Source organism: Streptacidiphilus sp. P02-A3a, assembly GCF_014084105.1.
In the GTDB taxonomy this organism is placed as follows: Bacteria; Actinomycetota; Actinomycetes; order Streptomycetales; family Streptomycetaceae; genus Streptacidiphilus.
Window position 1 is genome coordinate 686491 of the sequence record NZ_CP048289.1, and the last position, 12153, is coordinate 698643.

The window sequence follows — 12153 nt, forward strand, 5'->3', positions numbered from 1 at the left end:
GACACTGGAAACCGATCGGTTTCCACCACCGTAAACCGATCGGTTTCCATCGGCAAGCCCTGGGCGTAGCCTGGGGGCATGACCTCGACCCCGACGCCCGGTGCCGGGACGGCCCCGACCCGTGAACGGCTGCTCGACGCCGCGGCGAAGCTCTTCTACCGGGAGGGCGTCGGCGTGGGCGTCGAGACCCTGTGCCGGACCGCCGGGGTGTCCAAGAAGTCGATGTACCAGCTCTTCGCGAGCAAGGACGAGGTCCTGGCCGCGAGCCTCGAACGCGCCGCTCCGCGCTACCGCGAGCTGCTCGTTCCCGCCGAGGACGACCGGTCGCCGCGCGCCCGCGTGCTGCATGTCTTCGAGCGGCTGGAGTACCTCTCGGGCACGCCGGACTACCTGGGCTGCCCCTGGGTGGCCACGGCGGTCGAACTCAAGGACCCCGGGCACCCGGCCGCCGTGCTGGCCCGGCGGTTCAAGGACGCGCTCACCGACTTCTTCCTTGAGGAGGCCCGGCGTTCCGGCGCCCGGGACCCGGAGTTGCTGGCCCGCCAGCTGACCGTGGTCTTCGACGGATCCAGCGCCCGGTCGGTGGTCCAGGCGCAACCGCTGGACGGGCTCGCCACCGCCACCGCCGGGGTCCTGCTGGACGCGGCCGGAGTCGCCTGAGGCCGCCCCACCGCCCGGCATTGCCCGGCACGGGCCGTCGCGCGGCGGGCCTCATTCGGCGCGGGCGAGGGTGGGGTGGGGCCAGCCGGGGTGGTCGGTGGGGTCGTGGCGTTCGACCGCCGACGCGGCCAGGGTGTCCGCCCAGTACAGGACGGCGGGCGGGGTGGTGCGCAGGCGGGCCGCGGTCGTCAGCCGGACCCACACCCCGGCCTCGCCCCACTGGCAGAAGCTGCGGTGGGTGTGCTGCCAGGAGACGCCGAAACCCGGAGGCACCGCCCGCCACGGGGCGCCGCTGGTCAGGACGAAGCAGACCGCGGCGAACAGGGCCTCGTCGTCGTTGCGGCGGGTGCCGCCGCCCTGGGGACGGCGGGTCGGCGCGGGGATCACCTGCCTCGCCAGGGGCCACACCACCATCGGGGCGAGCCAGCCGAAGCGGCGCTCGCACACCGTGGGTCGAGCGTGTCCCCGTGCGGCCGGGGCCCGGGAGACGAGTCCGTCGAAGGTGTCCCGGGCGCGGGAGGAGACGAGTCGGGGCGCACGGATCTCGGTGCCGGGCGCCAGCGGGTCACGTGGGTGCGCTGGTGATGACATGGTGCCAGCGTGCCCGGCTCCGGGCCCGGACACGGTCGGCGGTGACCCTCGGGTTCGCGCCTTGCGGACAACCGCCAGCACCCGCAAGGGAGTCGGGGAGGTTCGGCGCGGCGCGGTCCGGTCTCCCAGCCGGGGCCCGGCTGGGAGACCGGGCGCTCGTTCACTCGGAGCGGCCGGCCAGGCGTTGCAGGTCCCGCTCGCTGAAGCCGGCCAGGGCCCGCAACTCCAGGTCGGGCTTGCCACGGCCGCGGAACGCCATGTGGTCCGTCTCGCGCTTGGCGTAGTCGCCGAGCCCGATCTCGTCGACGATCTCGTTGTGCCGCCCCAGCACCCGCTCGGTCGCCTGCTCCAGGGCCAACTCGTCGCCGCCGTAGAGGTGGTTCAGCCAGCGGTTGGCGTAGGTGACGTGGCGCACCTCGTCGGCGAGCACATGGTCGAACATGATGCCGACGGACTCGTACCCGGCGGCGCGCATCTTCGGGACCGCGTTCCCGAAGACCTCGATGGCGGCGTCCTCACCGGTGCGGCTGAGCACGATCATCCGGTGGTCCAGCGGCTGCCCGGCCATGGCGGAGTACAAGTCCGGCTCCCGGTAAGGGAACTGGCGGTAGTCCACGCCCAGTTTGGCGATCTCGTCGATCAGCAGGTGGGTGTGCCGGATCTCGTCGTGGCCGTGCCGGGTCATGTCCAGGTAGAAGCCGAGGGGCAGGTCGGCGAAGTCCGCCATGCTGCGCAGCGGAACGTCGGTGGCGATGAACTCGATCTGGATGCTCTTGCGCATCAGGTAGACGAGGGTCTCGTCGTCCAGTTGGCCCGGGTCGGGGTCGGGGGTGGCGCCGCCGATCGCCGGGACCCGTCCGGCCCAGGAGGGATAACTGCGGTGCGCGCAGGGCGCCGGGGACAGCGGGACGGTACCGGTGGGGGTCACCGAGGGGCCCGGGCGGTACTTCCCGCGCAGGATCGGGCCGACCGCCGCCGCCGGCAGGTCGAGCCCGGCCGGCTCCTCCCGGTGCTCCTCGGCCAGGTCCAGGCACAGCTGGTAGAGCCGCCGGTCGTGGTAGGTGGTCTCGGCCCCGCACTCGTCGCGGGCGGTGCGGTACAGCGTGCCGAGCTCCCCCAGCAGCGCGTAGCCCCAGGCGAGGGCGAGCCCGGGGTCGTCGGCCTCCAGCAGCGTGGTGACCTCGTCCACGGCCTCCTGCGACGGCCGCCCCAGCAGGTCCGGCCGGACCCGCAGTTCCAGCACCCGGGTGTGCAGCAGCTGCGCCTGCGAGATCAGGCTGTGTATCGCGCGGACCAGCGCCGCGCGCGGTGCGATGTCCCCGGTGCGGGGGACGAACGCCGACAGGGCCCGGCCCGCGAGCAGGGTCGCGTGGTAGAGCGCCAGATCGAACTCGGCGAGTTCGCTGATCGAGAGAGCGTCGATGCGGCGGGCGGCTCCTCTGCTGCCCGTGGTGTCTGCACTCATGCGGTTGCCTGCCTTCCCAGTCGTGGTGCCGACGGATCTGGCTAAGAATCTAGACACTGCGGCCCGGCCCGGCGGCGAACCCGCGGCGGGAGTTCCGGCCTGGCCGGAACTCCCGCCGAGGCCGCCCGCCACCACAGGAGACAGCTTCCTTGTCGGCGCGCGGCGGCCGGTGCCAGAGTCGTGGCAGGGGCCTCAGACAGGACAACTGACGGTGCGTCGCTTGGGTGCGAGATGGAGGAGAACATGGACCGGGCCGATGACCTGATTCCCGATCTGGACGAACTCGCGGTGGCCGCCTACCGCAGGCTGCTGGAGGAGGGGTGCCGCGACGACGAGTGGCTCAGCGAGCGCGCCGACGTCCCGCTGGAGCGCGTGGACGAGGTGTACCGCCTGCTGAGCAGCCTCCAGGTGGTCAAGGCGCACACCGAGCGCGACTGGCTGGCGGTGGAACCGCACGTGGCCATGGCCAACCTGGTGCTGCCGATGGAGGCGGAGGTCCGCCGCCGCGCCGCCCAGGCGGAACGGCTGCGCACCCAGCTGCAGATGCTCGTCCCGGTGCACGAGTCGGTGACCGGCACCAGGTCGCAGCAGACCTTCGAGATCATCGGCGACGAGGCCCTGGCCGAACTGCTCGACCTGGAGACCGGCAGGTGCGCCCAGGAGATGCTGCTCCTCCAGCCGGACACCGAGAGCTCCCTCATCCCGTGGGAGCGGTACGCCGGGCGCTGCCGGGACGCGCTGCGGCGCGGCGTCGGGCTCCGGGCGGTCCACCAGCACGGGGCCCGGTTCCACCTGCCCACCGAGGGGCTGGTGGACACGCTGAGCGCGGACGGGGCGCGGTTCCGCACGGTCGACGAACTCCCGGCCCAGCTGGTGCTGTTCGACCGCCGCTGCGCGCTGCTGCTGGTGACGGCCGAGTGGGGCGCGCAGGCGGAGGCCCGGTCCGAGGGCGCGGGGGTGGCCGTGGTGGTCCGCCACCCGGCGGTGATCTCCGTCCTCTCGGGGATCTTCGCCACCTCCTGGGACCGGGGCACCCCCTTCACCACGCGGGACCCCCGGCCCTCCCAGGTCACCGACCAGGTCAAGCGCTCCATCCTGTTCCTGCTGGCCAGCGGGGCCAAGGACGATGTCGTGGCCCGCAGGCTGGGGCTGTCGGTACGCACCTGCCGTCGGCACATCTCCGACCTGATGAGTTCGCTCGGCGTCAGCAGCCGCTTCCAGGCGGGGGTGGAAGCGGGCGCCCGGGGACTGGTCCCGGCGCTGGGCCGGGCGGCCGAGCCGGGTCGGCGGGCGGCGGTCAGCTCAGCTGCGGAATGACCTGATGGGCGATCAGTTCCAGCTGGTCGAAGTCCTCCAGGTCCAGGAGCTGGAAGTAGATCCGCTCGACCCCGGCCTCCTGGTAGCGCCCGATCTTCTCCACCAGCTCCGCGGGCGATCCGGTCAGGCCGGTCGCCCGCAGCTCCGCCTCGCCCCGCTCCATCCGGTGGGCCCGGGCGGTGACCTCGGCGTCGGTCGCGCCGCAGCAGACCACCAGGGCGGCCGAGCAGGTCAGGGTGGCGGCGTCGCGGCCCTGCTCCCGGCACGCGTCGCGGACCCGCTCGAACTGGGCCCGGGCCGCCTCCGGCCGGACGAACCCGATGTTGTACTCGTCGGCGTAGCGGGCCGCGAGTTCCGGCGTGCGCCGCGTTCCCCGGCCGCCCACGATCACCGGCGGGTGCGGGCGCTGCACCGGCTTGGGCAGCGCCGGGCAGTCGCTGAGGCGGTAGTGCTCGCCGGTGAAGTCGAAGGACTTGCCGGGCGGGGTGCCCCACAGGCCCAGCAGGATCTGCAACTGCTCCTCCAGCAGGCCGAAGCGCTTGGCCGGGAAGGGGATGCCGTAGGCGGTGTGCTCCCGTTCGTACCAGCCCGTCCCGAGCCCGAGTTCGACCCGGCCGCCGGACATCTCGTCCACCTGGGCCACCTGGATCGACAGCGGGCCCGGCAGCCGCAGGGTCGCGGCGGACAGCAGCGTGCCCAGGCGGATGGTCCGGGTCCGCAGCGCCAGGCCGGCCAGGGTCAGCCAGGAGTCGGTCGGACCGGGGAGCGGGTCTCCCGCGCCCACGGCGAGGTAGTGGTCGGAGCGGAAGAAGCCGGTGTAACCCAGGCTCTCCGCGACCTGTGCGGCGGCCGACTGCCGCGCGAAGCTCGCCCCCTGCTGGGGCTCGATGAAGATCCGGAAATCCATGCTGCTGGTCCTCCTGGGTCGTCTGGCGGGCGCCGTCAGGCGTACTGCGGCCGGGTGATCCACGCGTCGTGCAGCGCCGCGTAGGATCCGTCGCGGGCAAGGAGATCGCTGTGGCTGCCGGCTTCCACGATGCGGCCGGCGTCGAAGACCAGCACCGTGTCCGCGCTCTGCGCGCTCACCAGCCGGTGGGCCACCACCAGGGCGGTCCGCCCCCTGGTCAGCCGCTCCAGCGCCTGCTGGATGCGGTCCTCGGTGGCCGGGTCCACCGCCGAGGTCGCCTCGTCGAGGATGAGCACCGCCGGGTCCGCGGCGTGCGCCCGTACCAGGGCGACCAGTTGCCGCTCCCCGGCCGACAGCGAACCGCCCTGGCGGCCCACCCGGGTGCCCAGCCCCAGCGGCAGCGACTCCAGCCATTCCCGCAGGCCCAGTTCGCGGAACGCGCGCTCGATCCGCGCGTCACTGGCGTCCGGCACGCCGAAGCGGATGTTCTCGGCGATGGTGGTGTCGAAGAGGAAGCCCTCCTGCGGCACGATGACCACCCGCTGCCGCAGCGACGCCTGATCGATCCGGTCGACGGCCACCCCGCCGACCAGGACCCGCCCGCCGCTGGGGCGGACCAGGCCGCAGGCGAGCTTGGCGAAGGTGGTCTTGCCCGAGCCGGTCTCCCCGACGATCGCCACGCGCTGTCCCGGCTCGATCGCCACCGACAGCTCGTGCAGCACCGGTCGGCCCCCCGGGTAGCGGAAACTCACCCCTTCGAAGTGGATTCCGGCCGGGTCGGGCCCCAGTACCACCGTGGCCGTGCCGTCGTCCGGGGCCTGGGTCCGCATCGCCAGCACGCCGAGCAGGCGGCGCCAGCCGGAGAGCGCGCGCTGCGCCTCGGTGAAGGCGGTGACGCCCATCCGGGTCGGGGTCACGAACAGCACGGCCAGGAAGAGGAACGCGGTGAGGTCGCCGACGGTCAGTCCGGAACCGCCGGTGAGCCGCGCGCCGACGACCACCAGGGCGACGGTGATCAGGCACGGGACGAGCTCCGCCACGGTCTGCGCGGTCGTGGTTCCCCACTGGCAGCGCAACTGGGCGGCGTGGACGTCCTCGATGGCCTCGTCGGCCCGGGCCACCGCGTAGGACTGCGCGCTGTGGGCACGGATCGTCTCCGCGCCCATCAGCGTCTCGGAGGTCACGCCGAGCAGCGTGGCCACCCGGTTCTGGAGCCTGCCGAAGAGCCGGGCCAGGGCCTTCTGGGTACGGCCCAGGAACAGGATCAGCGGCAGCTGGAAGGCCCAGACGAGCAGCGTCAGCCGGACGTCGTAACAGGCCATGACCACGGTGGTGGTGACCATCTGGAGCGCGCTCAGGGCCAGCATCAGGCCCTTGTACTGGAGGAAGCCGCTGATCGTGTCGATGTCCGAGGTCACCCGGGCCACCAGCGCCCCGCGCGGCTCGGCCTCCTGGGTGACCAGCGACAGCCCGTGGATGTGGCGGAAGGCCGACACCCGGGTGGCGGCCAGCCCGGCCTCGCTGCTGCGGTACAGCCGGACGCTCACCCAGTAGCTGGTGATCGCCGTCACGGTGACCGCGATCGCGGCTCCGGCGACCGGCCACACCACCGCGCCGGTGCTGTCGCCCGGGCTGGTGGCGTGGTCCAGGGCCTGCTGGACCGCGATCGGCAGCGCCACCCGGCCGACGACCGCGACCAGTCCGAGCACGGCGGTCGCGGCGATGCCCCGCAGGAACTCCTCCGACAGGCCGATCCCGCGGCGCATGACGCTGCCCACGCCGCCGGTGTCCTCACTGATGTTTGCCTCGCTGATGGTGGCCTCGCTGATGGTGCTGGTCGTGCTCATACGGCGGGCTCCTTGGCCGGGTCGGCGCTGGGCACGGTCGGGTCGGTACGGCGCTCCTGGTCGCGCCGGTAGGCGGTGACCAGCTGCCGGTACGCCGGGGACCGGGTCATCAGGTCCGCGTGCGGTCCGCGGTCGCGCACCGAGCCGCCCTCCAGGTAGACCACCTCGTCGGCGCGTTCGACCGCGGCCAGGCTGGAGGAGGCCATGACGATGGTGAGGTCGGGGCGCAGGGTGCTGAGCCCGTCCAGGATCGCCGCCTCGACCAGCGGGTCGACCGCGGAGGTGGCGTCGTCCAGGACCAGCAGCCCCGGTCGGCGGACCAGCGCCCGCGCCAGCGTCAGCCGTTGCCGCTGCCCGCCGGACAGGGTGTGTCCGCGCTCGCCGATGACCGTGTCCAGGCCCGCGTGCAGGGACTCGACGAATCCGTCGGCCTGCGCCAGCCGCAGCGCCCGCCAGATCTCGCTGTCGTCCGGGTCGAGCCCCAGGCAGATGTTGGCCCGGACCGAGTCCCGGAACAGGAAGGGGTGCTGGGGCAGCAGCGCGATCCTGCGGGTGGCCCGCTCGGGGTCCAGCAGCCGCAGGTCGGCGCCGTCCAGCCGGACGGCGCCGGTGGAGGGGGCGGTCACGCCGGAGAGCAGCGAGCACAGGGTGGACTTGCCCGAGCCCGAGCGGCCCACCAGGACCACCCGCCGGTGCGCGGCCACGGTCAGGGTGACCTCGCGGACGGAGGGCGCGGGGGCCCCGGGGTGGACCAGCGTGACCTGGTCCAGCGAGACGGTGGCGGCTCCCGTCCGGGCGGTACCGGAACCGCCGGGGGCGGCGGTGACCGGTCCAGCGTCCACCGGGTCGGCGGTGACCGGGTCGGCGGTGACCGGGTCGGCGGCGGACAGCACCGACTGGACCCGGGCGTAGGCGGTGGCGTTGAGCGGGAACTCGCTGATGATCCAGCCGAGCGAGACCATCGGCAGCGCCAGCAGCGCGATCAGGAAGGCGACCTGGACCACCGCTCCCGGCTGCAACTGGTGGGAGCGCACCTCCAGGGTGCCCACCAGCAGCGTCGCCAGCAGCGCCACACTGGGCAGCGCCTCCATCACCGGGTCGAAGGCGGACCGGACCCGGCCCGCCGCCAGGCTCACCTGGCGCAGGTTCTCGGCGGCCACCGCGAAGCGCTCGGTCTCCGACTCCTCCCGGCCGGTGGCCTTGACCAGCAGGGCCGCCTCGAAGCTCTCGTGGGCGACGGAGGCGAGCCGGCCGCGCACGGCCTGGAGCCGGGCGACGCGCGGTCCGGCGCGGTACTCGTACGCCACGCAGAAGCTCAGGGCGACGACGACCAGGGCCACCCCGATCCAGCCGAACACGGTGTCGGTGAGGAACATCGCGGTGACGCCCGCGGCCAGCATCAGCAGGGCGCTACAGGCCGACGGCAGCAGGCGGACCGCCTGCCAGGTGAGCTCGACGTCCGCGTCGACGACGGACAGCAGGTCGCCGGTCGGGTGCTGCCGGTGCCAGGCGGGCGGCAGCGTGGCGTAGCGGCGTACCAGGCGCCGCCGCAGGTCGGCCTGGAGCCGGTAGCGCATCACCGCCGACAGCGACTCACGGCAGACGAAGCCGAGTACCTGTAGCAGCGCGGCGCCGAGCAGCCAGGCCGCGTCGACACCGAGGCCGGGTCGCCCGCCGCCGGGGCGGGTCTGCAGGATCTGGTTGGTCACGCGTCCCAGCAGCCAGGCGGTGGCCACCGTGGTCGCCGCGTAGACGGCGCTCCCGGCCAGCGCGCCGAGGAAGGCACGCGGCTGTGAACGTACGGCTGTTGCGATGAGGACGAGGCCACGCCGGGACCGTGTCCCCCACGAATCCAGGGTGTACATGCTTCTCATTTCGCCTGGAATGGGCTGCGGACTTCGACGGTAGAGGAGTGCGCCTTTCCTGATCCAGTGGATATCACCCGGAGTTGCTGACTGGCAGCTATGCCCGGGGCCCGAGGGCGCCGGCGGCGACCGCCGCGGCGGTCGCCAGTTCCACCGCCGCCGCGGTCTCCTGGCGTTCCAGGGTGTGCCAGTTCGAGCCGAGGACCAGCCGGACGGTGACCGCCCGCCGCGCCGGGTCCCCGGTCGGGGAGCGGTAGACGTCGACCACCTCCGCCCGGCGCAGCAGCGGCCCCGATCCGGTCACCGCCGACAGGATCTGATCAGCTGTCACCTGATCGGGGATCAGCAGGCTTATCTCGCGCTGCACTTCGGGGAAGCGGGACGGCAGGGTGACCAGGCGGGGCAGCTGGTCCAGCAGGAGCAGCCCGTCCAGGTCGAGTTCGGCCACCGCGAAGCCGTCGGACGCGTCCGGCCGAGCCGGGTGCAGCACCCCCAGGCGACCGATCTGCCGTCCGGCGAGCAGGAGTTGGGTGCCGGTCCCGGGGCGGAACGCGGGGTCGTCGGCCGGAGCGGTGCGCGGTGCGCCGACTCCGAGGGTGTGCAGGACCGCCTTGGCAGCGGTCAGGACCTGCCAGTATCCGGCCTCTCCGGCCGCCGGGCAGAGCAGGGCGACGGAGCGGCGTTCCACCGGCGGCCGTCGCGGGGCCCGGTCCACCACGGTCCCGAGCTCGTACAGCGCGGCGGGGGCGGTGGCCGGGGCCTGTGCCTCGGCCGCGGCCGCCAGGCCGGGGACCAGGCTGCGGCGCACCGACCGGCCGGGTTCGCCGCCGGTCGCGGCCAGGCCGAGCGCGGGCGCGTGCCACGTGGGTCGCCGCGCGGGGCCCGGGTCGGTGCTGACCAACGGGGTGACCATTTCGTGGAACCGGCATCCGGCCAGGGCCCGGCGGACCGACTCGATCCGCCGGTAGCGCCGGTCGGGACCGGTCCGCGCATCGCCGTCGGGCAGTGTCGCCGGAACGCGGCGCAGCCCGTGCAGCCTGACCAGTTCGGCGGCCAGGCGCTCCGCGTCGCACAGGTCCGGCCGGGACGGCGGGATCCGGGTGCGGAGCGAGCCGTCGGTGCTCGCCTCGCAGTCCGCGCCGATCAGGTCGAGCAGCTGTCGGCAGCGCGGGCCGTCGAACGGCACGCCCGACATCTGCCGCAACTCGTCGAGTGCGAGGGTGATCCGGCGGCGCTCGGAGGCCGGGCCGAAGGCCACGGCGGCCATCGGGCCGGTGCCCGCCGGTCCCCGGTCCAGCAGCTCGGCCACCCGGGCGACGGCGCGGCGGCAGCGCTCGCCGCGCCGCGTGGTCTCGGTCGCGGCGGTGGCCAGCACCAGGAGCCGCCGCTGGCCCGCCGGGGCCGGTTCCGGCGGCGGCGTGAGCGTCAGCGGCAGTTGGTCGTGCCGGAGCGGCGTGGCCGCGCCGTCCGCCGCCCCCAGCCGGACGTCCACCTGCCCGTCCACGGGCAGGTGGTGCGCGGAGAGGCGCACGCCGTACTCGAACGCGGCCAGCAGCAGGGCGCGTTCGAGCACGCCCTCGGCCTCCAGCCCGGCCAGGGCGGCCCGGCTCCAGTCCAGTGCGGCCGGGGGCCGGGTGGGCGGCGGTCCGGGCAGCAGCAGCGCGGCGGCGCACAGGTCCGCCGCGGAGACCTCCAGGCGGGGGGCGTCGGCCGGGGCGGGCCCGGCCGGGGCGCGGTCACCGGCGTCGGGGCGCGCCCCGGCGTCCAGCCGGAGGTTGATCTCCTGGGCGAGCCCCCACAGGCCGCGGCAGTGCGCGAGGGTGTCCGGGACGCGCAGCGTGAGCACCTCGTCGACGCGCGCGTCCCGGTGCGTCGCGCCGAGCGGGGCGCCGGGACGCGTCCCCGGGTCCAGCGGGTGGACCAGGTGCTCCCGGCCGAGGCCCAGTTCGGCGCTGGTGCAGATCCGGCCGACCGGCTGTCCGGGGCGTCCGGCCGGGCCGACCCGGGTCAGCCCGTTGCGTCGCGGTTCCAGGTGCTCCGAGTCGGCGGTGGCGAAGAGCCGGGCCCCGGGCAGCGCGACCGCGACCATGGTCCCCGGGGGCGGTCCGGTGCCCGACCCGACCGGCAGCCGCACCAGTTCCCGGGTGGGCACCGCGACGTGGGCGGTGCCCGGCTGCCCGGGCCGGTCGGCTTCGATCCGCCCGGCCACCACCTGCGGGCTGAGCAGCCCGGGGGAGTCCGCGCAGCTGACCGCCACCCCGGCGTCACCCAGCAGGTCGTCGATCTCCCGGACGGTCAGCTCCCGGTCCAGGAACTCGTTCAACCAGGAAACAGGAACTCGCATATGACGCTCCATCAGTAGGTCTGGGTGAGCACGCCCAGATCGTTGTCGAGGAAGTGGCGGATGTCCCCGACCCGGTGACGGATCGCCAGGACCCGTTCCAGGGAGACCGCCAGCGACAGGGCCCGTACCCCGGGGGCCGCTCCGGCCGCACGCAGCACCGCCTGCGACAACATCCCCCCGGAGAGCACCTCCAGGTGTCCGCTGCCCAGGCACAGGTCGCAACCCGCCGCCCCGCAGGGGGTGCAGGCGACGTCGACGGCGAGCCCGGGTGAGACGTAGGGCAGCGTGCGGTACCGCAGCCGCGCGTGCACGTCGTCGCCGAGGACCTCCGCGCAGAGCCCCAGCGCCAGGCCCTTGAGGTCGCTCAGCCGTACCCGCGGGCCCACGGCCACGGCCTCGGACTGGTGGAACTGGGTCACGAACCGGGGGCCGGGGGTGGTCCGGCGGTGGCACGGCCCGGTGACCTGGAACCGGGAGGTCCCGTCCGCCGTCCGCTCGCCCAGCAGCCGCAGCACGGACGCGGTGGTGTGGCCGCGCAGCACCGTCCCGTCCTCGGTGAAGTAGCTGAGCTGCGGGCTGCGGGTGGGGTGGTCGGCCGGAACGCCCAGGAGGTCGAAGCTGTGGGCCACGTCCTCGATCTGGTCGGACTCGCGGCGGGTGAAGCCCATCCGGGCGAAGTAGTGGGCGACCTCCTCGGTCAGCCGGCTGATCGGGTGCGGCTGGTACGGGAGCGGCTGCGCCGGCGCCTGGCCCGGGTCGATGACCTGGGCCGGACGCTCGTCAGCCGGGCCGGAACCGTGCGCCTCCGCGCGCCGTTGCCGCAGGGCCCGGTCCAACTCGGCGGTGGCCTCGGCGAGTCGGCGGCCCAGCTCGGGCCGGTGCTCCGGCGGGGCCTGGCCGACCCGGGGGCGGCACCGCGCCAACTGCCCCTGGCGGCCCAGATACCGCCGCTCCCAGGCGTCCAGGGCCTCCTCGGCGGCCGGGCTCTCGGACAGTTCGCGCAGGGCGTGGTCACGCAGTTCCTGGACCAGCTCCTGCGACAACGGCTCCCGGTGGACGGGTGCGGGACCGGCTGCGGACATGGGTCCTCCCTGATCGGTGCTCCCCGTGCCCGGGCACGGCTGAACGGTGGTCCCGGCGCCCGGCTGCGGCTTCCG

General features: G+C 74.3%; 9 protein-coding genes. 2 read left to right on the forward strand and 7 right to left on the reverse strand.

The genetic code is table 11. From position 1 onward, the window contains the following. The first annotated feature begins 78 nt into the window (after window positions 1-78). The gene (locus GXP74_RS03235; protein WP_182449894.1) at window positions 79-660 is read left to right on the forward strand and encodes a TetR/AcrR family transcriptional regulator; all 582 of its coding nucleotides are present in this window, start codon (window positions 79-81) and stop codon (window positions 658-660) included. 51 nt (window positions 661-711) lie between these two features. Here the strand turns inward: GXP74_RS03235 and GXP74_RS03240 are convergent, their stop codons facing one another. Both GXP74_RS03240 and GXP74_RS03245 read right to left on the reverse strand, forming a co-directional pair. Then, window positions 712-1251 carry a transposase gene (locus GXP74_RS03240; protein ID WP_182449895.1) on the reverse strand — a complete coding sequence of 180 codons (540 nt, stop codon included), beginning with the start codon at window positions 1249-1251 and terminating at the stop codon, window positions 712-714. Between the two features lie 160 nt (window positions 1252-1411). Beyond that, a complete protein-coding gene (locus tag GXP74_RS03245) occupies window positions 1412-2716 on the reverse strand; it encodes a DUF455 family protein (protein WP_182449896.1) in 1305 nt (434 codons plus the stop codon). Window positions 2717-2959: 243 nt separating this feature from the next. On the opposite strand from GXP74_RS03245, the gene GXP74_RS03250 reads away from it, so the two are divergent. Next, on the forward strand, window positions 2960-4033 hold the full coding sequence (locus GXP74_RS03250) for a helix-turn-helix transcriptional regulator (protein WP_182449897.1): 1074 nt from the start codon (window positions 2960-2962) through the stop codon (window positions 4031-4033). Here the strand turns inward: GXP74_RS03250 and GXP74_RS03255 are convergent. The 5 genes from GXP74_RS03255 to GXP74_RS03275 form a co-directional block, all read right to left on the reverse strand. Further along, a complete protein-coding gene (locus GXP74_RS03255; protein ID WP_182449898.1) occupies window positions 4014-4940 on the reverse strand; it encodes an LLM class F420-dependent oxidoreductase in 927 nt (308 codons plus the stop codon). The genes GXP74_RS03250 and GXP74_RS03255 overlap by 20 nt on opposite strands. A 35-nt stretch (window positions 4941-4975) precedes the next feature. Further along, complete coding sequence (locus tag GXP74_RS03260) at window positions 4976-6787, reverse strand: ABC transporter ATP-binding protein (protein WP_182449899.1); 1812 nt, start codon at window positions 6785-6787, stop codon at window positions 4976-4978. Next, window positions 6784-8652 carry an ABC transporter ATP-binding protein gene (locus tag GXP74_RS03265; RefSeq protein WP_182449900.1) on the reverse strand — a complete coding sequence of 623 codons (1869 nt, stop codon included), beginning with the start codon at window positions 8650-8652 and terminating at the stop codon, window positions 6784-6786. The genes GXP74_RS03260 and GXP74_RS03265 overlap by 4 nt, the downstream gene beginning before the upstream one ends. Window positions 8653-8749: 97 nt before the next feature. Then, window positions 8750-10996, reverse strand: coding sequence for a hypothetical protein (locus tag GXP74_RS03270; protein ID WP_182449901.1), 2247 nt, complete (start codon window positions 10994-10996; stop codon window positions 8750-8752). A gap of 11 nt (window positions 10997-11007) precedes the next feature. Continuing rightward, window positions 11008-12078, reverse strand: coding sequence for a hypothetical protein (locus GXP74_RS03275; RefSeq protein ID WP_182449902.1), 1071 nt, complete (start codon window positions 12076-12078; stop codon window positions 11008-11010). Window positions 12079-12153 lie beyond the last annotated feature (75 nt).